Raw genomic sequence first — 25,296 nt, forward strand, 5'->3', positions numbered from 1 at the left:
TGCCCTAGGTGAGCGGCTGGTCCGCGCGCTCCACCTGCTGGCTGCCGGACCGGGTCAGGTACGAGCGCAGCAGGGTGCTGGTGGCCTGCGGATCGGTTTTGTCGGAGATGCCGAAATAGTCCATCTGCGTCCGCTCGGCGGTGACGTCCAGCACCCCGTAGCCGTGCGAGTCCATGTCCAGCCACTTCACATGCCGGTTGGCGGCCTTGATGGCGGCGACTCCGGCCATCGAGATCGTGTGCGGGGCGACGTGCAGGAAGTCGTCCACGTTGTCGGAGGTGACGGAGGTGACCACGAACTCCGTCGCCACCGCGCGGTCGGCGGGGTAGGTCGCGGCCTGGAGCGGCACCTCGTTGGCCCACGCCATGTGGATGTCGCCGGTCAGGAACACGGTGTTGTCGATACCGCGGTCGCTGAGGTGGCCGAGCAGCTCGCGCCGGTCGTCGGTGTAGCCGTCCCACTGGTCGGTGTTGATCGCCAGGCCCTCCTTGGGTATCCCGAGGATCTCGGCGAGCGGTCCGAGCAGCTTCGCGGGGACGGCGCCGAAGGCGACCTGCGAGATCATCACCGAGGTGCCGACCAGCCGCCAGGCGGTGTCCGAGCGTTCGAGTCCGGACTTGAGCCAGTCCAGCTGGGCCCGCCCGGTGATCGTGCGGCTCGGGTCGTCGACCTCCCCGCTGCCCGGCTTGGCCTGTGCGTCGCGGAACGACCGCAGATCCAGCAGATGCAGGTCGGCGAGGGTGCCGAAGCGCAGCCTGCGGTAGGTGGTGCCGGCGATCGAGGGGCGCACCGGCATCCACTCGAAGTAGGCCTGCTTCGCGGCGGCCATCCGCGCGGACCAGGGGCCCTCGGTGTCCGCGGTGTGGTTCACCGCGCCGCCCTTCCAGGCGTTGTCGGCGAACTCGTGGTCGTCCCAGATGGCGATGACCGGGTGCATGGCGTGCATGGCCATCGCGTCCGGGTCGGTCTTGTGGACGCCGTGCCGCATGCGGTAGTCGGTGAGCGTCAGCAGCTCGTGGGCGGGGGTGTGCGGGCGGACGACGTACTTGAACTCCGGGTATTCGCCGGACTTGTACTCGTAGAGGTAGTCGCCGACGTGCAGCACCGCGTCCAGCTCGGTGCGGGCAGCCAGATGACGGTAGGGCGAGAAGTAGCCGGACTCCCAGTTGGCGCAGGAGACCACGCCGAAGCGGACGTTGCTGGCCGCGGTGCCGTGGGCGGGGGCGGTGCGGGTCCGGCCGACGGGGGAGTGCTGCCCGTCCACGGTGAAGCGGTAGTAGTAGTGGGTGGCCGGGTGCAGGCCGCGGACGTCCGCCTTGACGGTGTGGTCACTGGCGGCGGAGGTGGTCAGGTTCCCCCGGGCGACAACGGACGTGAAGTTCTTGTCGCTCGCCACCTGCCAGCTCACCTTGGTGGCCGGCCCCCGGCCGGAGCCGGGGGTCGCCGACGCGGTCGGCGTGACCCGGGTCCACAGCAGGACGCCGTCGGGGAGCGGGTCACCGGAGGCGATCCCGTGCTGGAAGAACGAGCCCTGGGCCGCGGCCTCTTGGGCGTGCGCGGTGGCGGCGCCGGCGAACGGCAGGAGAGCGGCGGTGGCGGCTACGGCCGTGACGGCAGTGCGGCGCGAGATCTGGTCATGATCGGTCACGGCCGATCACCTTACTGGCCGGTAATCGAACCCGGGAGGGCGATTCCCGATAACTCCGAGAATTCGCCCTCCCGTTGTCCGAAAGGCACTCAGTTCGCGCCCGTGGGGTCCTTTTCGCCCTCGCGGATGCCCTTCCCGCCGTCTTCGCCCTTGCTGCCGTCCTTGCCCTGGTCCGCGGAGCCCTTCGCCGGACCGAACTCCTTGTCGATCATCTTCTTGAAGTTGGCCTGCGCGAGCTGGCTGTACTGCGCCTGCGTCATCTGCTGCTGCGGGACCTGCGGCAGCGTGAGTTTCTTGTCGCCGTGCAGGAACATGGGCGTGCCCTTGACGCCCTTGCGGCCGAACAGCGCGGTCATCTCCATCGCCCAGCGGTCGTACGTGCCCTTCTTGACCGCCGCGGCGAACGCCTTGTCGTTCTTCAGCTCCGGTACGTCGGCGGCGACCTTGAGGAGTGCGGAGTCCTTGCCGTAGACGTCCTCGCGCTCGTCGGGGTGGTGCTTGGCCGAGTACAGCGCGGCCTTGTACTTCAAGAAGGCTTCCGGGCTGATGTTCAGCGCCGCGCCGAGCGCGCTCAGCGCGTTCTTCGAGCCCTCACCGCCGCCCATACCGTCGATGAAGGTGTACATGGTGAAGCGGACCCGGTACCGGCCGTCCTCGATGTCCTTGGCCAGGGCCTTGCCGCTGCTCTGCTCGAAGGCCGCACACGACGGGCAGCGGACGTCCTCGAAGACCTCCAGGGTCTGCTTGGCGTTCTTGTCGCCTATCAGGATCTCGGTGCCGTTCTTGCCCTGGGTGTGCGCGGGCGTGACGAGCTCGGCCTCCTTGGCGGCCTCCCAGCCCTTGGGCTCGTTGGCCTTCATCACGGCGTAGCCGATGCCGCCGGCCAGGGCCAGGACGCCGATCACCGCGCCCGCCGCGGTCAGTTGGCGGCGCAGCTTCTCCTTCTTCTTCTGGCGGTCCCGCTCGGCCCGGATGCGTTCGCGGGCCGCGGTCTTGTTGGCCTGGTTGTTGCGGTTGCTCATGGGTGGTGCCGTCCCCTCGAGGGTGTTGCTGGCTTCTGCGTGCTGGTCAGGCGGCGGCCGTACCAGGAGGGCCGCGGCGCAGTACGCAGTGCAGGAGGAGGGGGAGCGGGCGGGCCGGCGGCAGCGGGTGCAGCGGGCGGATCCGCCGGCGGGGCGGGGTGAGTGCGGCGGTGGCCACCGCGACCGCGGTGAGCAGGGGGCGGAACGCGCCGGCCGCGGCGGCGCGCAGCAGGGCGTCCAGGGCGGCATCGCCGCGGTGCAGCCAGCCGGCGGCGAGCAGGCCGACCACGACATGGGCGGCGAGCAGCAGCCAGGGGGCCGCCGCCGGAACGGCCGGCGGCAGCGGCGAGCCCGGGTGCGCGGCCATCCGGGCCAGCGGGGTGCCCAACTCGCCGCCCCGGCACAGCAGATCGACGCCGACCGAGCGCAGCGGGCCGGTGACCGGGCCGCCGGCCGCCCCGTAACAGGTGTGCTGTCCGGCGGTGAAAACGGTGTCGGCGGCCAGCTCCAGCGGTACCAGGAGCGCGGCGACGGAGCCGTAGCCACGCTCCCGCCCGGTCAGTGCGTAGGCCGCGGCGAAGACACCGGCGAAGACCGCGACGACCGGCGCGGGCGGCAACGGGGCGTGTGAGAGCAGCACATGGGAGGCCGCGGACAGGGTGGTGCACAGCACGGTGAACAACACCGCCCGCACCGCCCGGAGCTGGACCCCCGGCGCGGCCGCCGGCCGGGTCCGGGGGCGTACTCCCGTCGCCTGCATGCCGGGAGTCTGCCATGCGCACGGCACCACCGGGTCAAGATTTGGCATCGGCCGACGTGCACGGAGCACGCCGGCCGAGGGACACCGGAGGCGGACCGGCCGGGGAGCCGGCCGCTACGTCACTTCTTCAGCGCCTTGTCCACCAGGGAATTGAAGGCGGCCACGCTGGACGGTGCCGACGTGCCCTGCGGGGTCTGCGTGCCCAGAACCTTGCCGTTGAGCTTGATCGTCGGGGTGCTCTTGACGTCCTTGACGGAGTCGAAGGCCTTGGACACCTCCAGCCCCCACCGGTCGTACGTGCCGTCCTTGACGGCCTTCTGGAAGGCGGCGTTGCCCTTGAGCGCCGGGATGGTGTCGGCGACCTTGATGAGGTAGCTGTCGTCGGCGAACTTGTCAGGACCGGTCTCGTCCGGGTGGAACTCCTTCGAGTACAGCGCGTACTTGTACTTCAGGAAGGCGTCCGGGCTGACGTTGAGCGAGGCGCCCAGCGCGCTCAGCGCGTTCTTGGAACCGGTGCCCTGGAGGTTGCCGTCGAGGAACGTGCCCAGGTGGTAGGAGGCCTTGTACTTGCCGTCCTTGATGTCCTTCTCGATGGTGGCGCCGGCGGTCTGCTCGAACGCGGCGCAGCCGGGGCAGCGCGGGTCCTCGAAGAGGTCCAGGGTGTTCTTGGCGTCCGGCTTGCCGACGACGATTGTGGTGCCCTTGGGGCCGCTGGTGTTGGCGGGCTTGACCAGCGGGCCGCTGGCGGCCTTCGCGTCGCCGCCCATGTTGGCGACCGCCACCCCGATACCGCCTGCTACCGCCAGGACGCCGACGATCGCACCGCCGACGATCAGCTGCCTGCGCAGCCGGTCCTTCTTCGCCTGCCGTTCACGCTCGGCGCGCAGCCGCTCGCGGGCTGCCTGCTTGTTGGCCTGGTTGTTGCGGTTGCTCATGACTGTTCCTGCTCCGTGGGTGTCCGTGGGACGGGAGATACGTGCGGTCGAGGGCGTACGCGCGCTCAGCGGGCGTACGCGGGCCGCGCGGCCGAAGGCTCACGCGGCGAGCGCGCAGGGCGGCCCACGGCGCACGACACAGTGCACGAGCAGGGGGACGGCGCGGGCGGGGTGCCCGGACCGTACGGGGGCGGGCACCGGCCGGGGGGCCGCGGTGCCCGTGCCGATGACCGCGACGGCGATCAGCAGCGGGCGGAAGGCGAAGCCGGCCACCGCGCCGAGCAGCCGGCCCAGCGCCCGCTCGCCGCGGCGCAGCCAGCCGGCCGCCAGCAGTCCCGTGCAGACATGCGCCGCGAGCAGCACGAGCCAGGTGACCACGGGCGCGGCGTCGTCCTGGGGCAGCTGGGCCAGCGGCGTACCGACCGGGTCGCCACCGCACAGCAGATCCATGCCCAGCGAGCGCAGCGGGCCGGCGACCGGGCCGCCGGCCTCCCCGTAACAGGCGTGCTGCCCCAGGCTGAAGACCAGATCGGCGGCCAGCTCCAGGGGGATCAGCAGCGCCGCGATCCGCCAGAAGCCGCGTTCGCGGCCGGCCAGTGCGTAGGCGAGGGCGAAGACGGCGCCGCAGAGCGCGGCGACGGTGGTCAGCGGCAGCGGCATACGGGACAGCAGCACATGGGAGGCCGCGGACAGCGTGACGCACAGCGCGGTGAAGAGCGCCGCGCGCAGTGCCCGCAGGTGTGCCGCCGAGATGTCCATTGCAGCCGAGTGTGCCATGGGCGGGGATAAGAGGTGCCTAAGGGGGTCCGAAGCCGTACGCACCGGGAAATACGGTGCGTACGGCAGGTGTCGGACGTGGCCCAGGGCCCCTACAGACCCGGGATCCGCCCGTTCCGGAACAGATCCACGAAGATCTGGTGGTCGGCGCGGGCGCGGGCGCCGTAGGAGTGCGCGAAGTCCACCAGCAGCGCGGCGAAGCCGTCCTCGTCGGCCGCGATGGCCGCGTCGATGGCCCGCTCCGTCGAGAACGGCACCAGCGAGTGGCCGCTCTCGTCGTCGGCGGCGGCATGCATGGTCGCGGTGGCCCGGCCCAGGTCGGCCACCACCGCGGCGATCTCGTCCGGGTCGTCGATGTCCGACCAGTCCAGGTCGACCGCGTACGGGGAGATCTCGGCGACCAGCTGGCCCGCGCCGTCGAGTTCGGTCCAGCCCAGCCACGGGTCGGCGTGATCCTGGAGGGCGCGCTGGGAGATCACCGTGCGGTGGCCCTCGTGCTGGAAGTAGCCGCGGATCCCGGGGTCGGTGATGTGCCGGGAGACGGCCGGGGTCTGCGCCTGCTTCATGTAGATCACGACATCGTTCTCCAGGGCGTCGCTGTTGCCCTCGAGCAGGATGTTGTACGACGGCAGACCGGCCGAGCCGATGCCGATGCCGCGGCGGCCGACCACGTCCTTGACGCGGTAGGAGTCCGGGCGGTCCAGGCTCGACTCCGGCAGCGTCTCCAGATAGCCGTCGAAGGCGGCGAGGACCTTGTAGCGGGTCGCCGCGTCCAGCTCGACGCTGCCGCCGCCCGCCGCGAAGCGGCGCTCGAAGTCGCGGATCTCCGTCATCGAGTCGAGCAGCCCGAACCGGGTCAGCGAGCGGGCCATGCGCAGCGCGCCCAGCAGCGGGCCCTCGGCGGTGTCGAGCGTGAAGGGCGGCAGCTCGTCCCGGTCGGAGCTCTTCGCCCCGGAGGCCAGCGCGTGGATGCGCTCCCGGTAGGCGGCGGCGTAGGTGCGCACCAGGTCGGTGATCTGCTTGTCGCTGAGCGCCTTGGCGTAGCCGATCAGCGCGACCGAGGCGGCGAACCGCTTGAGGTCCCAGGTGAACGGGCCGACGTACGCCTCGTCGAAGTCGTTGACGTTGAAGATCAGCCGGCCCGTGGAGTCCATGTACGTGCCGAAGTTCTCGGCGTGCAGATCGCCGTGGATCCACACCCGCCCGGTCCGCTCGTCCAGATACGGGCCGCTGTCTTTGCCGCCGTCCTCCTGCGCGGCCTCCAGGTCCCGGTAGAACAGACAGGCCGTGCCCCGGTAGAAGGCGAAGGCGGAGGCGGCCATCTTCCGGAACTTCACACGGAAGGCCGCGGGGTCGGCGGCGAGCAGCTCCCCGAAGGCGGTGTCGAAAACGGCGAGGATCTCCTCGCCGCGCTGCTCGGCGTCCTGCGCCGGGGCGTGCTGGGACGGCATCGCTGGGTGCCTCCTGAGGTGCGGAAGGGGGTACGGAGAGCCGTGGCGGAGCCCGTCGCGGTTCTGCCACTGACAACGCGCGAGGCTACTCGTCGGTGCCCGGCGATTGTCAGTCAGGAGTCGTAGACTTCGAGACCGTCTCACCCATCCGTCGCCGGCCGTCCATCCGCCGGCCGGTCACCGTCCCTCGCCGAGGCGCTCTGCGCCGCTCCGTTCTCTTGGAGGTCCTCCGTCGTGGCAGCCTCGTCCAGGCCCCCCTTCACGCACCTGCATGTCCACACCCAGTACTCACTGCTGGACGGTGCGGCGCGGCTGTCGGACATGTTCAAGGCGTGCAACGAGATGGACATGACGCATATCGCCATGTCCGACCACGGCAACCTCCACGGCGCGTATGACTTCTTCCACTCGGCGAAGAAGGCCGGGGTGACGCCGATCATCGGCATCGAGGCGTATGTGGCGCCCGAGTCGCGGCGCAACAAGCGCAAGGTCCAGTGGGGCCAGCCGCACCAGAAGCGCGATGACGTCTCCGGTTCCGGTGGTTATACGCACAAAACGATCTGGGCGGCGAACAAGACCGGTCTGCACAACCTCTTCCGGCTGTCCTCGGACGCCTACGCCGAGGGCTGGCTGACGAAGTGGCCGCGGATGGACAAGGAGACCATCGCCCAGTGGTCCGAGGGCCTGATCGCCTCCACCGGCTGCCCCTCCGGTGAGCTTCAGACCCGGCTGCGCCTCGGCCAGTTCGACGAGGCGCTGAAGGCCGCGTCCGAGTACCAGGACATCTTCGGCAAGGACCGGTATTTCCTGGAGCTGATGGACCACGGCATCGAGATCGAGCGCCGGGTCCGCGACGGCCTGCTGGAGATCGGCAAGAAGCTCGGCATCCCGCCGCTGGTCACCAACGACTCGCACTACACCTACGCCCACGAGTCCACGGCGCACGACGCCCTGCTGTGCATCCAGACCGGCAAGAACCTCTCCGACCCGGACCGCTTCCGCTTCGACGGCACCGGCTACTACCTCAAGTCCACGGACGAGATGTACGCCATCGACTCCTCGGACGCCTGGCAGGAGGGCTGCGCGAACACCTTCCTGGTGGCCGAGCAGATCAACACCGACGGGATGTTCGAGAAGCGCGACCTGATGCCGAAGTTCGACATCCCGGAGGGCTTCACGGAGGTCACCTGGTTCCAGGAGGAGGTCCGGGTCGGCATGCAGCGCCGCTACCCGGGCGGTGTCCCCGACGACCGGCAGAAGCAGGCCGAGTACGAGATGGACATCATCATCCAGATGGGGTTCCCCGGCTACTTCCTCGTGGTCGCCGACTTCATCATGTGGGCCAAGAACAACGGCATCGCGGTCGGCCCCGGCCGTGGTTCCGCGGCCGGTTCGATCGTGGCGTACGCCATGGGCATCACCGACCTCGACCCGATCACGCACGGACTGATCTTCGAGCGGTTCCTCAACCCCGAGCGTGTCTCCATGCCCGATGTCGACATCGACTTCGACGAGCGCAGGCGCGTCGAAGTCATCCGGTATGTCACGGAGAAGTACGGCGCCGACAAGGTCGCCATGATCGGCACCTACGGCAAGATCAAGGCGAAGAACGCCATCAAGGACTCCGCGCGCGTCCTGGGCTACCCGTACGCGATGGGTGACCGTCTCACCAAGGCCATGCCCGCCGACGTCCTAGGCAAGGGCATCGACCTCAGCGGCATCACCGACCCCAAGCACCCGCGCTACAGCGAGGCGGGCGAGATCCGGGGGATGTACGAGAACGAACCGGACGTGAAGAAGGTCATCGACACCGCCAAGGGCGTCGAGGGCCTGGTCCGGCAGATGGGTGTGCACGCGGCCGGCGTGATCATGTCCAGCGAGCCCATCGTCGACCACGCCCCGGTCTGGGTCAGGCACACCGACAACGTCACCATCACGCAGTGGGACTACCCCCAGTGCGAGTCGCTCGGCCTGCTGAAGATGGACTTCCTGGGCCTGCGCAACCTCACCATCATGGACGACGCCGTCAAGATGGTGCGGAAGAACAAGGGCGTGGAGCTGGAGATGCTCACCGTCCCGCTGGACGACCCCAAGACGTACGAAATGCTCTGCCGCGGTGACACGCTCGGCGTCTTCCAGTTCGACGGCGGCCCGATGCGTTCGCTGCTGCGGCTGATGAAGCCCGACAACTTCGAGGACATTTCCGCCGTCTCGGCCCTGTACCGCCCGGGCCCGATGGGCATGGACTCGCACACCAACTACGCGCTGCGCAAGAACGGCCTCCAGGAGATCACCCCGATCCACCCGGAGCTGGAGGAGCCCCTCAAGGAGGTCCTCGGCCTCACCCACGGCCTCATCGTGTACCAGGAGCAGGTGCAGAAGGCCGCCCAGATCATCGCCGGGTACTCCCTCGGCGAGGCCGACATCCTCCGCCGCGTCATGGGCAAGAAGAAGCCCGAGGAGCTGGCGAAGAACTTCGTCCTCTTCCAGGAGGGCGCGCGGAAGAACGGCTTCTCCGACCAGGCCATCCAGGCCCTGTGGGACGTCCTGGTCCCGTTCGCCGGCTACGCCTTCAACAAGGCGCACTCCTCCGCGTACGGCCTGGTCACCTACTGGACCGCCTACCTCAAGGCCAACTACCCGGCCGAGTACATGTCCGCGCTGCTGACCTCGGTGCGCGACGACAAGGACAAGTCGGCGGTCTATCTGAACGAGTGCCGGCGGATGGGCATCAAGGTGCTGCCGCCGAACGTCAACGAGTCCGAGGCCAACTTCGCCGCCCAGGGTGACGACGTGATCCTCTTCGGCCTCACCGCGGTCCGCAACGTCGGCCAGAACGTCGTCGATTCGATCATCCGGTGCCGCAAGGCGAAGGGGAAGTACTCCTCCTTCCCCGACTACCTCGACAAGGTCGACGCGGTCGTCTGCAACAAGCGCACCACCGAATCACTGATCAAGGCCGGCGCCTTCGACGAGATGGGCCACACCCGCAAGGGCCTGACGGCGCACTACGAACCGATGATCGACAATGTCGTCCAGGTCAAGCGCAAGGAGGCCGAGGGGCAGTTCGACCTCTTCGGCGGCATGGGCGACACCAGCGCCGACGAGGGCCCCGGCTTCGGGCTGGACGTGGAGTTCTCGGACATCGAGTGGGACAAGACCTACCTCCTCGCCCAGGAGCGCGAGATGCTCGGTCTCTACGTCTCCGACCACCCGCTCTTCGGCCTGGAGCATGTGCTGTCCGACAAGGCGGACGCCGCCATCGCCCAGCTGACCGGCGGTGACTACTCGGACGGATCGATCGTCACCATCGGCGGCATCATCTCCGGTCTCCAGCGCAAGATGACCAAGCAGGGCAACGCCTGGGCCATCGCCACGGTCGAGGACCTGGCCGGCTCCATCGACTGCATGTTCTTCCCGGCGACCTACCAGCTGGTGTCCACCCAACTCGTCGAGGACACCGTGGTGTTCGTCAAGGGCCGGCTCGACAAGCGGGAGGACATCCCGCGGCTGGTCGCCATGGAGATGATGGTCCCCGACCTCTCGGAGGCCGGCACCAACGCCCCCGTGACGATCACCATTCCGACGGTCAAGGTCACCCCGCCGATGGTCGAGAAGCTCGGCGAGGTGCTCAGCAGCCACCGCGGCTCCACGGAGGTGCGGATCAAGCTGCAAGGGGCGCGCAAGACGACGGTGCTCCGCCTGGACCGGCACCGGGTCACGCCCGACCCGTCGCTGTTCGGCGATCTGAAGGTGCTGCTCGGCCCGTCCTGCCTGGCGGGCTGACCCGCCGGCTCCGGCCCTTTCCGCCCCGAGGGGCGCGCCCGTAGCGGACGTGCCCCTCAACCTCTGTACGGCGTGGATCAGTTGTGACCGAAGCGCCGCTGGTGCTTACGTGCAACATCGGCCGGGCTGCCCTGCGCCTGTGACCGCGACTGGGACTGTGCCTCCAGGCTCGCCTTCTGGGCCTCCTGCTGGCCGCGCTCGGCCGCGGATGCCGCCTTCTGCTGCTGACTGCGGTCCTGCTTCTTGTCCTTGGCCATGATCGTGCCTCCTGGGGGGGAATGAGGATCGGGGCCGGAACCAGACTTACATGACGGACAGACGCCTGCATTTCGGGCAATTACCCTGCGTTATATGGTTGATCACACGCTGTACTCAAGATCCCCGCCGAATCCGCCACGCCGATGATCGAGTTCGGGCAGATAACGCCCGTAGGGTCGGGCAGACTCGAAGGACAACCGAAGAAAACTCGTGCCACGGGCCGAGCCGGGGGGCGACCGGACATCAGCACCTCAGGGAAGAGGGTGGATCGTGGATCGCTGTGTCGTCCTGGTGGACGCCGGGTATTTGCTCGGCGCCGCGGCGAGCCTGCTCGCCGGAGAGCCCGCCCGTTCCCGGATCACGGTGGATCACGCCGCCCTCATCCAGGGCCTGCGCCAGCGCGCCGAGGCGGACACCGAACGCCCGCTGCTGCGGATCTACTGGTTCGACGGCGCACCCGACCGCGTCCCGCAACCCGAGCACCGACGGCTGCGTGTGATGCCCCGCGTCACCGTCCGGCTGGGGGCGCTGACCCGCAGCGACGGGCGCTGGGCGCAGAAGGGCGTGGACGCCGCGATGCACGCCGAGCTGACCGAGCTCGCCCGTAACCGCGCCTGCTCCGACATCGTCCTGGTCACCGGCGACGGCGACCTGCTGCCCGGCCTGATGTCGGCGAAGGAGCACGGCGTCGCCGTCCACCTGTGGGCCGTCCAGGCCGCGGACGGCGACTACAACCAGTCCGAGGACCTGGTCGCCGAGGCCGACGAGCGGCGGGTGCTGGACCGGACCTGGATCACCCGCGCGGTACGCGCCAAGGAACTCGGCGGTCCCTGCGCCCCGCCGCCCGTACCCCGCCCCGAGATCGCCGCGATCCTCTCCGCGCCGCTGCCGGAGTCCGCCGTCGCGGCCGCGGCCGCCGCGGCGGCCGCCGCATCCGGCCCGGAAGCCGCCGAGCACACCCATGACCACAACGGCGCCAACGGCGTCGCCCGGCCGCCGGCCGGCACCGAGGGCGCACCGGTCGCCGGCGACGAGCCCGGCGCCGCCGGTTCCAAGGTCGTGCCCACCCCCAAGGACCTGGCCGGTCTCGGCCGGGCCCACGCCGCGGGCCAGGGGCCCGGCGGTACGGGCGGCGCCGCCCCGCAGGCGCCCGCGGCCGGCGCCACCCTGCGCTGGTCGTCCGACAAGGGCTGGGTCGAGCGCGGCGGCCCGGTCGGCGAACCCTCCGAGACCGCGGCCCTGCCCACCCTCGCCCAGCTCACCAGCGCCGAGCAGCGCTGGGCCGACCGCGAGGAGGACATCACCGCCGTCAGCGGCGACCCCTTCGAGGTCGGCCAGGTCTTCGCCCGCCGCTGGACCGACCGGCTCTCCGACACCGCGCATCTCCAGCAGCTGTCGACGGAGTACCCGCGCATCCCGCACCGCATCGACGGTGAACTGCTGCGCTACGCGGCCCGGTTCGGGCTGCTCGCCCACAAGGACGACCAGATCGACGAGCACGACCGCTACGCGATCAGGGCCGGTTTCTGGCGCGAGGTCGATCTGCGGACGGCCGCCGAGCACGCTCCGGCCGGGGACTGACCAGCCCGGCCGCCCCGCGCCCCGTCCCGCCCGCCGGTGCCCCGCGGCCCGGAGGCGGGCCGGGGACGCGTACCCTCATAGCTCGTGAGGACGGGCGCAAAACAGGTGGAGCACGGCGTGCCGGTGTGTGCCGTACAGGACCTGGTCAAGACGTACCCCGCGATGCGCGGGCGCCGCGGGGCGGCACGGGCGTCCGCCGTACGCGCCAATGACGGCATCACCCTGGACGTACACGGCGGAGAGATCTTCGGGCTGCTCGGGCCCAACGGCGCCGGCAAGTCCACGCTGGTCCGCCAGCTGACCGGACTGCTGCGCCCGGACTCCGGCAGCGTCCGCGTGCTCGGCCACGATCTGGTGCGCCACCCGGAGCGGGCCTCCCGGCTGCTCGGCTACCTGGGCCAGGAGTCCACCGCCCTGGACGAGATGACGGTCGCGCTGGCCGTGGAGACCACCGGGCGGCTGCGCGGCCTCGGTGCCCGCGAGGCGCGCGCCGAGCGGGACGCGGTGATCGGCGAGCTGGGGCTCGGGGACATCACGGGGCGGCCGCTGAAGAAGCTTTCCGGCGGGCAGCGGCGGCTGGCCTGCCTGGCCACCGCGCTGATCGGCGAGCGGCCGCTGCTGGTGCTGGACGAGCCGACCACCGGTATGGACCCGGTCGCGCGCCGTGCCGTGTGGGCCGCGGTGGACCGGCGCCGGGCCGAGCGCGGCGCCACGGTGGTGCTGGTGACCCATAACGTGCTGGAGGCCGAGAGCGTGCTCGACCGGGTCGCGGTGATCGACCGGGGCCGGGTCATCGCCTGCGACACGCCCGGTGGGCTGAAGGAAATGGTGAGCGAGGAGGTCCGGCTGGAGCTGGTGTGGCGCGACCGCCCGCCGCTGGAGGTGCCGGAGGTCGCCGCCCTCGAAGCCGAAGCGCACACCTCCGGCCGCCGCTGGACCCTCCGCCTCCCCGCCGACCGGGCCCGCTCCGCGGTCGCCGCGGTCACCGCGGGCCCCGCCTTCGCGGCCCTGGACGACTTCACGCTGGCCACGCCCAGCCTGGAGGATGTGTACCTGGCCCTGGGCGGCCGGTCGGAGGGACTGGTCAAGGGGTGAACGGGCGCTGGTACGGCGGACGTATGAAGGACCACGGGGGCAGCGAGGAAGGCTTGGTGACAGCGTGAGTGTGGTTCCCGCGCAGGCGGTGGCCGGGGTGGCCCCGGACACCGGGGCTCGGCCCGAGGAGGCCGCCCCGCTGGCGCCGCGCGCCCGTCTGGTGCCCGCCCTGGGCGCCGTCTACCGCGCCCAGCTCTCCCGGGCCCGGGTCGCCCGGATCCCGCTGCTGTTCGTCGCCACCTTCCAGTCCGTTGGGATCATGGTCCTGCTGCGCGGGGTGGTCGACGGCGGCGAGGCGGCCCGTTCCGTGGTGTCCGGCTCCAGCGTGCTGGTCGTCGCCTTCGTGGCGCTCAACCTGCTCGCCCAGTACTTCGGGCAGCTGAGGGCCGGCGGCGGGCTCGACCACTACGCGACGCTGCCGGTGCCGCCGGCCGCCGTGGTGCTCGGCGCCGCCGCCGCGTACGCCTCGTTCACCGTGCCCGGGACGGTGGTCACCGCGGTCACCGGCTGTGTGCTCTTCCAGCTGCCGATGGCCCATCTGTGGGTGCTGGCCGCCGTGCTCCCGCTCGCCGGGGCGGCACTGGCCGGCCTCGGCGCGGCGCTGGGCCTGCTCGCCCCGCGCCCCGAACTCGCCACACTGTGCGGCCAGTTGGGCATGTCGGCGGCGCTGCTGCTGGGAGTGCTGCCGGCCGAACGGATGCCCTCGGTGATCGGCTGGGCCCGCGATCTGCTGCCCTCGACCTACGGGGTGGAGGCACTGGCGCGCAGCTTCGACCCCCATCCCGACTGGGTCGCGGTCGGCGCCGACCTGGGCGTCTGCGCGGCCGTCGGAGTGCTCTCGCTGGGCGTCGCCACCTGGGCCTACCGCCGGGCGGCGACCCGATGACGGATTCCACCACACCGAACGGCCGTCCTGCTTCGGGTCCCACCAGCCCCACCTGGCACGATGACGGGGTGATCGCACCGCTGACGCCACCCGACAACCAACCGCCCGAAGAGCCGCAGCACCCCGAGGCCGCGCCCGTCGCCGACCACGCCGACCACATCGGCCTCGGCGGCCCCGAGCTGGCCCGCGAGCTGCGCGAGGGCGCACTGATCGCGCTCGTGGTCGCGGTGAGCGGCGTACTGCTCGGCGTGCTGTGGAACTGGCTCGCGCCGCATACCCCGCTGATCTCGGACACCCGCAACGTCTACCTCAAGAACACCGAGGGCGAGGAGGCGATCGGCGCGGACGGCACCTTCGTCCTGCTGTGCCTCGGCTTCGGTGTGCTCACCGCGGCCGCGGTCTTCGTCTTCCGCCGCCGGGGCGGGATTCCGCTGGTCGTGGCGCTGGTCGTGGGCGGGCTGCTCGGTGCGGTGCTCGGCTGGGTGACGGGTATGTGGCTGGGCCCCACCCCGGACGTGGCCGCGCACGCCAAGCAGGTCGGCCCCGGTGTGACCTTCGACGGACCGCTGCGGCTCCAGGCCAAGGGCGCGCTGCTGGCCTGGCCGATCGCCGCGATGCTCACCCAGCTGGCGCTGACCGGGCTGTTCGGGCCGCGTGACCCGGAGCCGGAACCACCGCACTGGCCGGGCGACCCCCACGCACAGCAGCCGCCCGCCGCGGACTGACCGGCGCGGATCTCCGGGGCGGCCGGTCCGCCGGCCGTCCCGCAGTGCGTTCAGCCGCGGGCGATCGGTGCGAGGTGCGCGCCCGTGAGGGTCACCAGATCCTCCGGCGCCAGCTCGACCTCCAGCCCCCGCCGCCCCGCCGAGACACAGACCGTCGGCCGGCCCTCGGCCGAGGCGTCCACGACCGTGCGCAGCCGCTTGCGCTGGCCCAGCGGTGAGATCCCGCCCCGGACGTAGCCCGTGCTGCGCTCGGCCGCGGCCGGGTCCGCCATCGTGGCCCGCTTGCCGCCCACCGCGGCCGCCAGCGCCTTGAGGTCCAAGGACCCCGACACCGGGACCACGGCGACCGTCAGGGTGCCGTCGACGTCCGCCAGCAGTGTCTTGAACACCTGCTCCGGCGCGACACCGAGGGCCTCGGCGGCCTCCTCGCCGTACGACGGGGCGGCCGGGTCGTGCTCGTAGGAGTGTGTGGTGAAGGGGACGCCGGCCGCGGTGAGGGCGACCGTCGCCGGGGTGCCGACGGACTTCTTGGACTTCTTCGCCACCGTCTTCGTGCCTCGCGTCAGTGGGGCCGGTCGTGGGGGGCCGGGCGGTTCAGTTGGGGCTGGTCGGCTGCCGGGTCAGATCCACGGCCGGCAGCGACGGGAGCTTACCGAGCAGCGCCGATTCCTGGCGAAGCAATTTCAGCTCCTGCCCGAGCCGGGACGCGGTGTCCGGCGCCTCCAGCAGCCGCTGCTTGGCGGGGACGTCCAGCACGGCCGCCGCGGCGACGAGGTACGAGAGCACCGAAGGGTCGGCCGGCAGGTCCTGCCCGCTCGACAGGGTCCGCTCGTTCGCCCAGGCCAGCCGCTTCTGGTACGTACGGAAGGCCCGGACGACGCCCGAGGCGAGCGCGCCCGCGCCCTCTCCCTCGCCGTCCTCCAGCTCCTCCAGCTCGCCGGTCAGATACGGACCGGAGGAGTCCACGGACAGCAGCCGGAAGCGGGTGGTGCCGGTGGCGAGGACCTCGTAGCCGGTGTCGTCGTCGGAGGACTTCTCCCGGATGGTCGCCGCGTCGGCGATACAGCCCACGGCGTGGAACGCCCGCATCGGCTCGTCACCGAAGCCCGCCGCGGGACCTTCCGCGGCCGGCAGGGTGGCGTCCGGCATGCCCTGGGCGGTGGCGGCGACCTCCCGGCCGTCCCGGATCGCGATCACGGCGAAGCGGCGGTCGTCCTCGGGCACCGCGCTCAGATCGCGCATCATGGCCCGGTACCGCGCTTCGAAGACGTTCAGCGGGAGCACGAGTCCCGGGAACAACACCGAGTTCAGCGGGAAGAGCGGTAGGCGCACGGAGGTCACAGCCCGTAAGCCTAGAGCCTGTGACGGCCGGGGCCACCACCCGTACCCCCGCTATTGCCGTCGCAGCAGCCGGGACGCGCCGGCCGCGACCGTCGTGGCGAGCACCCAGCCCGCCAGGATCAGGATGGCGGCCGCCCACTGCGCACCGCCGCCCGGCTTCCAGGCGGCGCCCTGATTGAGGTCGATCACCGGCAGCAGCAGGTCCAGGGCGTAGAGATACGGATTCCAGGGCGGCGCCTCGTCCGGCTTCAGCGGCGGCGGCGGGGACATCGAGAAGTAGATCGTCCCGATCGCCCACAGGATGGCCATCCACACCGCGGCCCGCCCCGGGCGGTAGCCGTAGGCCACCGTCCAGTCCTGAAGGAAGCCCCAGGCCTTGGCCGCCAGCGGCAGCGTCTCGCGGCGCCGCCGCTGCTTGGCCAGCAGCACCTCGCGGGCATCGGAGTCCTCACCGGTGGTGCGCAGCGAGGTGGCGAGCATCTCGTACGGCTCGGGAGCGTACTCGGGGGTCGCCGCGGCCACCCACTGAAGCCGCAGCGCGAGCGGGAAGTGGCCGCGCGGGATCAGCGTCTCGTACGCGAAGCCGGCCATCCACAGCCCGCCGAGCCCCGGCCAGCTCGCCGACTTGTCGACGAGATTGACGACCCGGGCGCCGGAGAGGATCACCCGGCCGCGCTGCGGCCGCTCGCCGAGGAACCGCAGCTCGGGCGTCTGGATACGGCGCAGCGACAGCTCCTGGTCGGACTCCATGATGAACCGGGCGTGCTCGAAGTCGACCGCGTCGCCGAACCGCCCGTCGTCCAGCCGCATCCCGCCCTCGCACTCGAAGCGCTGCATACGGGTGCCGCGCGAGGGGGTGTGCGCGATGCCGTACGGGGGAGTGGCACTGCTGGAGAACGGGGAGTTGGCCAGGCCCGCCGCGGTCAGATAGAGGGTGCGCTCGACGGTGAGCTGCGGGGCGTTCAGCGCCCGGCGGCCGAACGGATTGCTCAGCCGGCTGCCGCGCAGGCTCAGCGACACGCCGATGGTGGCGCCGCGCAGCGACAGCTCGCCGTAGGACTCCATCATCTCGGCCTGGAGGTCCTGGGCGACGGTCATCCCGTCCGCCATGATCGACCGGCCTTGGCGGTCCTTGTGCACCACGGTCTGATTGAGCATCAGGTCCGTGCCGATGTGCGCGTCGGTGAGCCGGATGCCGGAGTGCACCACACAGCGCGGCAGATGGAGATCGCCCTCGGTGTGCAGCCGGGCCGCCTCCACCCGGGGTATCGCGCAGTTCACCAGCCGCAGCGTGGTGAACCGGCTCTCCGGCAGCACCACCTCGGCCTCGAAGCGGCAGTCCCGCAGTTCGACGAATGGCTTGATCGTGCCGCCCGCAACGTCGAGAGTGTCCGTGATGTACGCACCGGTGATCTTGAGCGCGGAGACCCGGCCGGGCTGCGGTGGCGGCCCGTCGAGCAGCAGCAGCGCCACGACCCGGGCCCGCACCCGGCGCTCCGGGCCCCACAGATGCTGCCCGTGCGGATCGTCGCGGGCCGGATCGCCGATGTGCAGATCGCAGGTGCTGCCGTTGCGGAAGGCCTGCCACATGCTCCATTCCGCCGATGTCAGCTGAAGGTCGGCGGGCGCGTCGCCGTCCCCGGGCTCGGTCACTGTGGATCCCCCTTGCTCTCCCGTGGTGTGTCGCAACCTGTTCGGACGCATTTCGTGCACGGGTCGTGATGCGTCCCACAGGTGTCCCCGTACGCCGTCACGTGGCCCTTGCCCGCCCCGTGACTGCTTGAACACGCGTGGTCAGGGCCAACTCCGGTCAACTTCAGGCGGCCTGGTCACGGCGTGTCCGGAGCGTGTGCCGTTGTGTATCACTGAGTGATACGGCCGCTCGGGCCCAGGAGCGGGTCTGAGACACTGGGAGGGTGATCTCCCGAATCGATCTGCGCGGTGACGCCCTCCCCGAGGGCGGCGCCCTGCGCGACCTGCTGCCCCGTGCCGAGTTCGACGTGGAAGCCGCCCTGGAGAAGGTGCGGCCCATCTGCGAGGACGTACGCCATCGCGGCACCGCGGCGCTGATCGACTACGCGCGGCGGTTCGACGGCGTCGAGATCGAGCGCGTACGGGTGCCCGCCGAGGCCATGCAGAGCGCGCTCGCGGAGCTGGACCCGGCCGTCCGGGCCGCCCTGGAGGAGTCCATCCGGCGCGCCCGGATCGTCCACCGCGAACAGCGCCGCACCGACGTCACGACCAAGGTCGTCCCCGGCGGCACGGTCACCGAACGCTGGGTGCCCGTCGAGCGGGTGGGCCTCTATGTCCCCGGCGGCCTGGCGGTCTACCCGTCCTCCGTCGTCATGAACGTCGTCCCGGCGCAGGAAGCCGGTGTCACGGGCATCGCCGTCACCTCCCCGCCGCAGAAGGAATTCGGCGGCCGGCCGCACCCGACGATCCTCGCCGCCTGCGCCCTGCTGGGCGTCGACGAGGTCTACGCCGCCGGCGGCGCCCAGGCCATCGCGATGTTCGCGTACGGCACCGAGGAGTGCCTGCCGGTCAACCTCGTCACGGGCCCCGGCAACATCTTCGTCGCCTCCGCCAAGCGCCTGCTCAAGGGCCGTATCGGCATCGACGCCGAGGCCGGACCGACCGAGATCGCGGTGCTGGCGGACGCCACCGCCGACCCCGAGCACGTCGCCGCCGACCTGATCAGCCAGGCCGAGCACGACACCCTCGCCGCCGCCGTCCTGGTCACCGACTCCACCGAGCTCGCCGACGCCGTCGAGGACGCGCTCAAGCGGCAGGTGGCGGCCACCAAGCACATCGACCGGATCACCGAGGCGCTGGCCGGACAGCAGTCCGCCGTCGTTCTCGTCGACGGCGTCGACGAGGGCCTCAAGGTCGTGGACGCCTACGGCGCCGAACACCTCGAGATCCAGACCGCCGACGCCTCCGCCGTCGCCGCCCGGGTCCGCAACGCCGGCGCGGTCTTCGTCGGCCCCTACGCCCCGGTGTCCCTCGGCGACTACTGCGCCGGCTCCAACCACGTCCTGCCCACCGGCGGCTGCGCCTGCCACTCCTCGGGCCTGTCCGTGCAGTCCTTCCTGCGCGGCATCCATGTCGTGGACTACTCCCGCGACGCACTGGCCGAGGTCGCCCACCATGTGGTGACCCTCGCCGAGGCCGAGGACCTCCCGGCCCACGGCGCCGCGCTGAAGGCCAGGTTCGAGTGGAAGGTCCCGCAGAGCAAGTGAGCAGGCACGTGACCCGTATTGACGATCTCCCCATCCGGGACGAGCTGCGCGGCAAGTCCCCCTACGGCGCACCGCAGCTGGCCGTCCCGGTGCGCCTGAACACCAACGAGAACCCCTACCCGCTGCCCGAACCGCTGGTCCGGCGGATCGCCGAGCGGGTGACCGACGCCGCCCGGCAGCTCAACCGCTACCCCGACCGGGACGCGGTCGAGCTGCGCACCGAGCTGGCCCGCTACCTCACCCGCACCGCAGGACACGAGGTCGCCGCCACCCAGGTCTGGGCCGCCAACGGCTCCAACGAGGTCATCCAGCAGCTGCTCCAGACCTTCGGCGGCCCCGGCCGCAGCGCCATCGGCTTCGAGCCGTCGTACTCGATGCACGGGCTGATCTCCCGCGGCACGGGCACCGGGTGGATCTCCGGCCCGCGCAACGACGACTTCACCATCGACGTCGAGGCGGCGGAGCGGGCGATCGCCGAGCAGCGGCCCGACGTGGTCTTCATCTGCTCGCCGAACAACCCCACCGGCACCGCCGTCGGGGAAGCGACGGTGCTCGCCCTGTACGAAGCGGCGCAGGCGGCCCGTGCCGACGGTGCCGGCGCCCTGGTCGTGGTCGACGAGGCCTACGGCGAGTTCAGCCACCACCCCTCGCTGCTGCCGCTGATCGAGGGCCGGCCGAATCTGGTCGTCTCCCGCACCATGTCCAAGGCCTTCGGTGCCGCCGGACTGCGGCTGGGCTATCTCGCCGCCGACCCCGCCGTGGTCGACGCGGTGCAGCTGGTCCGGCTCCCGTACCACCTCTCGTCCGTCACCCAGGCCACCGCGCTCGCCGCGCTGGAGCACACCGACACGCTCCTGAAGTACGTCGAGCAGCTCAAGACCGAGCGGGACCGCCTGGTCACCGAGCTGCGGGCGGCCGGCTGCCAGGTCGTCGCCTCCGACGCCAACTTCGTGCAGTTCGGCCTCTTCGACGATGCGCACGCCACCTGGCAGGCGATCCTCGACCACGGCGTGCTGGTCCGTGACAACGGCGTACCGGGCTGGCTGCGGGTCACCGCCGGCACCCCGGCCGAGAACGACGCGTTCCTCGACGCGGTTCGCGCAGTACTGAAGGAGAGCAAGCGATGACCCGCGTAGGACGCGTGGAGCGCACGACCAAGGAAACGTCCGTGCTCGTCGAGATCGACCTCGACGGCAGGGGCGAGGTGGAGGTCTCGACCGGTGTCGGCTTCTACGACCACATGCTCGACCAGCTCGGCCGGCACGGTCTGTTCGACCTGAAGGTCAAGACCGACGGCGACCTGCACATCGACACCCACCACACCATCGAGGACACCGCCCTCGCGCTGGGTGCCGCCTTCAAGCAGGCCCTCGGCGACAAGTCCGGGATCTACCGCTTCGGCAACTGCACCGTCCCCCTGGACGAGTCGCTCGCCCAGGTGACCGTCGACCTCTCCGGCCGCCCGTACCTGGTGCACACCGAGCCGGAGAACATGGCGCCGATGATCGGCTCCTACGACACGACGATGACCCGGCACATCTTCGAGTCGTTCGTCGCCCAGGCCCAGATAGCGCTGCACATCCACGTCCCGTACGGTCGCAACGCCCACCACATCGTGGAGTGCCAGTTCAAGGCGCTGGCCCGCGCCCTGCGCTACGCCAGCGAGCGCGACCCGCGCGCGGCCGGGATCATTCCTTCCACCAAGGGAGCCCTGTAGGCCTGTGAGCGACGCACGCGCGGCCGCCGGGCCGCAGATGACTACGATGCCCGCGCCTCTGCGCCGCGCGGGCGGAGAAGCGAACCGGAGGATGCAGTGAACGGTCTTTCCACCGTCTTCATCCTGCTCGGGCTCTTTCTTCTCGGCGGTGTCTACTCGTTCTGGAAGCAGCAGCTGCCCAAGGGCCTGATCGTGCTGCTGTCCCTCGGTTCGGCGCTGTGTCTGGTCGCCGGTGTACTGCGGCTGGAGGTATGGAATTGACCGCCCCGGCATCCCGTAAGAAGGTCGTCGTCTTCGACTACGGCTTCGGGAACGTCCGCTCCGCCGAGCGCGCCCTGGCGCATGTCGGCGCCGACGTGGAGATCACCCGTGACTTCGACCGGGCGATGAACGCCGACGGGCTGCTGGTCCCCGGCGTCGGCGCGTTCGCCGCCTGCATGGCGGGGCTCAAGGAGGCCCGCGGCGAGTGGCTCATCGGCCGCCGGCTGTCCGGCGGGCGCCCCGTCATGGGCATCTGCGTCGGTATGCAGGTCCTCTTCGGCCGCGGCATCGAGCACGGTGTCGAGACCGAGGGCCTCGACGAGTGGCCCGGCACGGTCGGCCCGCTCAAGGCCGAGGTCGTCCCGCACATGGGCTGGAACACCGTCGACGCCCCCGAGGGCTCGCGGCTCTTCGCCGGACAGCCCGCCGACGCCCGCTACTACTTCGTGCACTCCTACGCGGTGCACGACTGGGAGCTGGAGGTCGGCAACCCGCACATCGTCGCGCCGAAGGTCACCTGGGCCACGCACGGCGAGCGGTTCGTGGCCGCGGTCGAGAACGGCCCGCTGTGGGCCACCCAGTTCCACCCCGAGAAGTCCGGCGACGCCGGTGCCCAGCTCCTGACCAATTGGATCGAGACCCTGTAATGCCGAACGCATCGAAGCTCGAACTCCTCCCCGCCGTCGATGTCCGCGACGGCCAGGCCGTCCGCCTCGTGCACGGCGAGTCCGGCTCCGAGACCTCCTACGGCGACCCGCTGGAGGCGGCCCTCGCCTGGCAGCGGGCCGGCGCCGAGTGGCTGCACCTCGTCGACCTCGACGCGGCGTTCGGCACCGGTGACAACCGGGCGCAGATCGCCGAGGTCGCCCGGTCCATGGACATCAAGGTCGAGCTGTCCGGCGGTATCCGCGACGACGACACGCTCGCCGCGGCCCTGGCCACCGGCTGCCGCCGGGTCAACCTCGGTACCGCCGCGCTGGAGACCCCCGAGTGGGTCGCCAAGGTCATCGCCGAGCACGGCGACAAGATCGCGGTCGGTCTGGACGTGCGCGGTACGACGCTGCGCGGCCGCGGCTGGACCCGCGACGGCGGCGACCTCTACGAGACGCTGGCCCGGCTCGACGCCGAGGGCTGCGCCCGCTATGTCGTCACCGACATCAACAAGGACGGCACCCTCCAGGGCCCCAACGTCGAGCTGCTCAAGAACGTCTGCGCGGCCACCGACCGGCCCGTCGTCGCCTCCGGCGGTGTCTCCTCGCTCGACGACCTGCGGGTGCTGGCCACGCTGGTTCCGGAAGGTGTCGAGGGTGCGATCGTCGGCAAGGCGCTCTATGCGAAGGCATTCACCCTCGAAGAGGCGCTGGCAGCAGTGTCGTAACGGCGAACGGAAGGCCGCATGATGACCATCGAGCGCGTACGGACCGACAGTCCCTGGGAAGAGAAGATCGGCTTCGCACGCGCCGTGGCGGCCGGCGACCGCGTCCTGGTCGCCGGCACGATGCCACTGGTCGACGGCGTCCTCCAGGGTGAGGGCGACCCTTACGTACAGACCAGGGCCGCCTTCACCAACGCGCTGGCGGCGCTGCGGCCCTTCGGGCTCGGCGCCGACGCGGTCCTGCGCACCCGTATGTACCTCACCCACCTGCGCGATGTGGATGCGGCCGGCCGCGCCCACCGGGAGCTGTTCGAGGCCGCGCCGCCCGCCTCGACCCTCGTCGTGGTCTCCGGCTTCGTCGACTCCCGCGTCCTGGTGGAAGTGGAAATCGAAGCATTCCGAGACGTGAGCCTCCCGGGGCGCGACCCCGGCACCCCTGAAGGAGCCTGAACCGACATGACCCTGGCGGTCCGAGTCATCCCTTGCCTGGACGTCGACAACGGCCGGGTCGTCAAGGGCGTCAACTTCAAGAACCTGCGGGACGCCGGCGACCCCGTCGAGATGGCGAAGATCTACGGCGAGGAGGGCGCCGACGAGCTGACCTTCCTCGACATCAGCGCCTCCTCCGGCAACCGCGAGACCACCTACGACGTGGTCCGCCGCACCGCCGAACAGGTCTTCATCCCCCTCACGGTCGGCGGTGGCGTCCGCACCCCCGAGGACGTCGACAAGCTGCTGCGGGCCGGCGCGGACAAGGTCGGCGTCAACACCGCCGCCATCGCCCGCCCCGACGTGATCCGCGAAATCGCCGAACGCTTCGGCAGCCAGGTCCTGGTCCTCTCGGTCGACGCCCGCCGCACCGACGCCGGGACCCCGTCCGGATACGAGGTCACCACCCACGGCGGCCGCCGCGGCACCGGCATCGACGCCGTGGAATGGGCCCACCGCGCCGCCGAACTGGGCGCCGGGGAGATCCTCCTCAACTCCATGGACGCCGACGGCACCAAGGACGGCTACGACGTCGAGATGATCGAGGCCGTCCGCAAGCACGTCACCGTCCCGGTGATCGCCTCCGGCGGGGCCGGCAAGCTGGACCACTTCGCCCCGGCCGTCGGCGCCGGTGCCGACGCGGTGCTGGCCGCCTCCGTCTTCCACTTCGGCGATCTGCGCATCGGCCAGGTCAAGGAAGCCCTCCGGGGGGCGGGACACCCGGTGCGCTGACGCCCTCGCGCCCTCGGGGTGTCTCCCCGGTCTCCCTGGCTGGTCCACGGTGATCGGGGCGACAGCCTCTAGGCTCGCCCCATGAGCCGTGTCAACGATGTGGGTGGCCAGGCCGGGTTCGGCGCTCTGGAGATCGAGGCGGACGAGCCGCCGTTCCATGCCGACTGGGAGGCGCGGGTGTTCGCGCTGAACTCCGCGTTGGTGCGGAACGGGGTCTACCGGCTCGACGAGTTCCGGGACGCCGTCGAGCGGATGGCCCCGCAGGAGTATCTGGCGGCGTCGTACTACGAGCGGTGGCTGCATGCGATCGAGACGCTGCTGGCCGAACGGGGGCTGCTCGGCGATGACTGAGTTCCGGGCGGGGGAGCGGGTACGGGTACGCGCCGTCGATCCGGTGGGGCATACGCGGGTGCCGCGGTATGTGCGCGGACAGGTGGGGCGGATCGTCGAGTGCCAGGGGCGCTGGGCGCTCGCGGACGAGAGCGCGGCGGGGGTTGCCGAGCCGCGGAGGGAGCCCGTCTACACCGTGGCCTTCGCGGCGGGCGATCTGTGGGGCGAGGGCGGTCACGAGGTGACGGTCGACCTCTGGGAGTCGTACATCGAGCGGGTGCGGGAGGACGGGGCATGAGCGGCGAGCACACGAGTGTGCCGGTGGCGGCGCGGGTCAGGCGGCTGGAGGAGCGGCTGATCGCGGCAGGGGTGGTCGGCGAGGCGCAGCTGGACGAGGCGCTCGCCGCGATGCTGACGGGGGCCTCGCCGGTCAACGGGGCGCGGATCGTGGCGCGGGCCTGGACCGACGAGGGGTTCCGGCGGCGGCTGCTGGCCGATGCGAACGCGGCGCTGCCCGAGGTGGGGCTCTCGATGGCGGGCGGCATCCAGGAGCAGCGGCTCAAGGTCGTCGAGAACACCGCCACCACGCACCACGTCCTCGTGTGCACGCTGTGCTCCTGCTATCCGATCGGGCTGCTGGGGCCGTCGCCGTCCTGGTACAAGAGCGAGGCCTACCGCTCGCGGGTGGTGCGCGAACCGCGGGCCGTGCTGGCCGAGTTCGGGCTGGAGCTGCCGGACGGCACCGCGATCACGGTGTGGGACTCCAGTGCGGAGAGCCGCTATATGGTCCTGCCGCGGCGGCCCGAGGGCACCGCGGGGCGGAGCCAGGCGGAGCTGGCCGCGCTCGTCACCCGGGAGGGGCTCATCGGGACCGCCGCGGTCTGACCC

26 protein-coding genes are annotated in these 25,296 nt (G+C 71.1%); 16 read left to right on the top strand and 10 right to left on the bottom strand.

Translation table 11 applies throughout. The features are described from left to right. Nucleotides 1-4: 4 nt before the first annotated feature. The 6 genes from M8I34_RS23960 to M8I34_RS23985 all read right to left on the bottom strand — a co-directional run bounded on the left by M8I34_RS23960 (nucleotide 5) and on the right by M8I34_RS23985 (nucleotide 6,593). Entirely contained in the window at nucleotides 5-1,648 is a 1,644-nt protein-coding gene (locus tag M8I34_RS23960) for an alkaline phosphatase D family protein (RefSeq protein WP_250052246.1), read from the bottom strand. 89 nt (nucleotides 1,649-1,737) lie between these two features. Beyond that, complete coding sequence (locus M8I34_RS23965) at nucleotides 1,738-2,670, bottom strand: thioredoxin domain-containing protein (RefSeq protein WP_250052248.1); 933 nt, start codon at nucleotides 2,668-2,670, stop codon at nucleotides 1,738-1,740. A gap of 46 nt (nucleotides 2,671-2,716) precedes the next feature. Then, nucleotides 2,717-3,430 carry a hypothetical protein gene (locus tag M8I34_RS23970; protein WP_250052250.1) on the bottom strand — a complete coding sequence of 238 codons (714 nt, stop codon included), beginning with the start codon at nucleotides 3,428-3,430 and terminating at the stop codon, nucleotides 2,717-2,719. 119 nt (nucleotides 3,431-3,549) lie between these two features. Then, on the bottom strand, nucleotides 3,550-4,365 hold the full coding sequence (locus M8I34_RS23975) for a thioredoxin domain-containing protein (protein WP_250052252.1): 816 nt from the start codon (nucleotides 4,363-4,365) through the stop codon (nucleotides 3,550-3,552). A 99-nt stretch (nucleotides 4,366-4,464) separates the two neighbouring features. Next, complete coding sequence (locus M8I34_RS23980) at nucleotides 4,465-5,124, bottom strand: hypothetical protein (RefSeq protein ID WP_250052254.1); 660 nt, start codon at nucleotides 5,122-5,124, stop codon at nucleotides 4,465-4,467. 110 nt (nucleotides 5,125-5,234) lie between these two features. Continuing rightward, nucleotides 5,235-6,593, bottom strand: coding sequence for a DUF2252 domain-containing protein (locus M8I34_RS23985; RefSeq protein WP_250052256.1), 1,359 nt, complete (start codon nucleotides 6,591-6,593; stop codon nucleotides 5,235-5,237). A gap of 234 nt (nucleotides 6,594-6,827) precedes the next feature. On the opposite strand from M8I34_RS23985, the gene dnaE reads away from it, so the two are divergent. Then, a complete protein-coding gene (dnaE, locus tag M8I34_RS23990) occupies nucleotides 6,828-10,379 on the top strand; it encodes a DNA polymerase III subunit alpha (RefSeq protein ID WP_250052265.1) in 3,552 nt (1,183 codons plus the stop codon). Between the two features lie 77 nt (nucleotides 10,380-10,456). Here the strand turns inward: dnaE and M8I34_RS23995 are convergent, their stop codons facing one another. Then, nucleotides 10,457-10,636: a hypothetical protein gene (locus M8I34_RS23995; protein ID WP_030988618.1), complete on the bottom strand. Its 180-nt coding sequence runs from the start codon at nucleotides 10,634-10,636 to the stop codon at nucleotides 10,457-10,459. A gap of 271 nt (nucleotides 10,637-10,907) precedes the next feature. On the opposite strand from M8I34_RS23995, the gene M8I34_RS24000 reads away from it, so the two are divergent. The 4 genes from M8I34_RS24000 (at nucleotide 10,908) to M8I34_RS24015 (ending at nucleotide 14,924) form a co-directional block, all read left to right on the top strand. Next, nucleotides 10,908-12,218 (top strand): NYN domain-containing protein, encoded by a 1,311-nt coding sequence (locus M8I34_RS24000; RefSeq protein ID WP_244415409.1) that lies wholly within the window; start codon nucleotides 10,908-10,910, stop codon nucleotides 12,216-12,218. Nucleotides 12,219-12,302: 84 nt separating this feature from the next. After that, nucleotides 12,303-13,313 carry an ABC transporter ATP-binding protein gene (locus M8I34_RS24005; protein ID WP_374210978.1) on the top strand — a complete coding sequence of 337 codons (1,011 nt, stop codon included), beginning with the start codon at nucleotides 12,303-12,305 and terminating at the stop codon, nucleotides 13,311-13,313. Nucleotides 13,314-13,377: 64 nt separating this feature from the next. Then, entirely contained in the window at nucleotides 13,378-14,199 is an 822-nt protein-coding gene (locus M8I34_RS24010; protein ID WP_374210979.1) for an ABC transporter permease, read from the top strand. 68 nt (nucleotides 14,200-14,267) lie between these two features. Next, a complete protein-coding gene (locus M8I34_RS24015) occupies nucleotides 14,268-14,924 on the top strand; it encodes an ABC transporter permease (RefSeq protein WP_250052267.1) in 657 nt (218 codons plus the stop codon). 50 nt (nucleotides 14,925-14,974) lie between these two features. Here M8I34_RS24015 and ybaK read toward each other — a convergent pair whose 3' ends face one another. From ybaK to M8I34_RS24030, 3 genes are read right to left on the bottom strand one after another with little or no spacing between them, the layout of a single operon-like run. Further along, a complete protein-coding gene (ybaK, locus tag M8I34_RS24020) occupies nucleotides 14,975-15,469 on the bottom strand; it encodes a Cys-tRNA(Pro) deacylase (RefSeq protein ID WP_250052268.1) in 495 nt (164 codons plus the stop codon). Between the two features lie 49 nt (nucleotides 15,470-15,518). Beyond that, entirely contained in the window at nucleotides 15,519-16,265 is a 747-nt protein-coding gene (locus M8I34_RS24025) for an LON peptidase substrate-binding domain-containing protein (RefSeq protein ID WP_250052270.1), read from the bottom strand. Nucleotides 16,266-16,316: 51 nt separating this feature from the next. Next, nucleotides 16,317-17,918: an oxidoreductase gene (locus tag M8I34_RS24030; RefSeq protein WP_250052272.1), complete on the bottom strand. Its 1,602-nt coding sequence runs from the start codon at nucleotides 17,916-17,918 to the stop codon at nucleotides 16,317-16,319. A 263-nt stretch (nucleotides 17,919-18,181) separates the two neighbouring features. Here M8I34_RS24030 and hisD point away from each other — a divergent pair, with 263 nt between their 5' ends. From hisD to M8I34_RS24080, 11 genes are all read left to right on the top strand, one after another. Then, entirely contained in the window at nucleotides 18,182-19,504 is a 1,323-nt protein-coding gene (gene hisD / locus M8I34_RS24035; RefSeq protein WP_250052273.1) for a histidinol dehydrogenase, read from the top strand. 8 nt (nucleotides 19,505-19,512) lie between these two features. Further along, on the top strand, nucleotides 19,513-20,631 hold the full coding sequence (locus M8I34_RS24040) for a histidinol-phosphate transaminase (protein WP_250052275.1): 1,119 nt from the start codon (nucleotides 19,513-19,515) through the stop codon (nucleotides 20,629-20,631). Continuing rightward, entirely contained in the window at nucleotides 20,628-21,221 is a 594-nt protein-coding gene (hisB, locus tag M8I34_RS24045; protein WP_030085936.1) for an imidazoleglycerol-phosphate dehydratase HisB, read from the top strand. The genes M8I34_RS24040 and hisB overlap by 4 nt, the downstream gene beginning before the upstream one ends. A gap of 96 nt (nucleotides 21,222-21,317) precedes the next feature. Continuing rightward, entirely contained in the window at nucleotides 21,318-21,482 is a 165-nt protein-coding gene (locus M8I34_RS24050; protein WP_030085938.1) for a hypothetical protein, read from the top strand. After that, on the top strand, nucleotides 21,473-22,129 hold the full coding sequence (gene hisH, locus M8I34_RS24055) for an imidazole glycerol phosphate synthase subunit HisH (protein ID WP_250052277.1): 657 nt from the start codon (nucleotides 21,473-21,475) through the stop codon (nucleotides 22,127-22,129). The genes M8I34_RS24050 and hisH overlap by 10 nt, the downstream gene beginning before the upstream one ends. After that, nucleotides 22,129-22,860 (top strand): bifunctional 1-(5-phosphoribosyl)-5-((5-phosphoribosylamino)methylideneamino)imidazole-4-carboxamide isomerase/phosphoribosylanthranilate isomerase PriA, encoded by a 732-nt coding sequence (priA, locus tag M8I34_RS24060; protein WP_250052279.1) that lies wholly within the window; start codon nucleotides 22,129-22,131, stop codon nucleotides 22,858-22,860. Before hisH ends, priA begins: the two co-directional genes overlap by 1 nt. Before the next feature lie 21 nt (nucleotides 22,861-22,881). After that, nucleotides 22,882-23,307: a Rid family hydrolase gene (locus M8I34_RS24065; RefSeq protein WP_250052398.1), complete on the top strand. Its 426-nt coding sequence runs from the start codon at nucleotides 22,882-22,884 to the stop codon at nucleotides 23,305-23,307. A 6-nt stretch (nucleotides 23,308-23,313) separates the two neighbouring features. Beyond that, nucleotides 23,314-24,078 carry an imidazole glycerol phosphate synthase subunit HisF gene (gene hisF, locus M8I34_RS24070; RefSeq protein ID WP_030988643.1) on the top strand — a complete coding sequence of 255 codons (765 nt, stop codon included), beginning with the start codon at nucleotides 23,314-23,316 and terminating at the stop codon, nucleotides 24,076-24,078. An 81-nt stretch (nucleotides 24,079-24,159) separates the two neighbouring features. After that, nucleotides 24,160-24,429 (top strand): SH3-like domain-containing protein, encoded by a 270-nt coding sequence (locus M8I34_RS41400; RefSeq protein WP_279614346.1) that lies wholly within the window; start codon nucleotides 24,160-24,162, stop codon nucleotides 24,427-24,429. Further along, entirely contained in the window at nucleotides 24,422-24,706 is a 285-nt protein-coding gene (locus M8I34_RS41405; protein ID WP_284050721.1) for an SH3-like domain-containing protein, read from the top strand. The genes M8I34_RS41400 and M8I34_RS41405 overlap by 8 nt, the downstream gene beginning before the upstream one ends. Continuing rightward, entirely contained in the window at nucleotides 24,703-25,293 is a 591-nt protein-coding gene (locus M8I34_RS24080; RefSeq protein WP_250052281.1) for a nitrile hydratase subunit alpha, read from the top strand. Before M8I34_RS41405 ends, M8I34_RS24080 begins: the two co-directional genes overlap by 4 nt. The last annotated feature ends 3 nt before the right edge of the window (nucleotides 25,294-25,296 follow it).

The organism is Streptomyces sp. MCA2 (assembly GCF_023544705.1).
GTDB classification, from domain to species: domain Bacteria; phylum Actinomycetota; class Actinomycetes; order Streptomycetales; family Streptomycetaceae; genus Streptomyces; species Streptomyces decoyicus.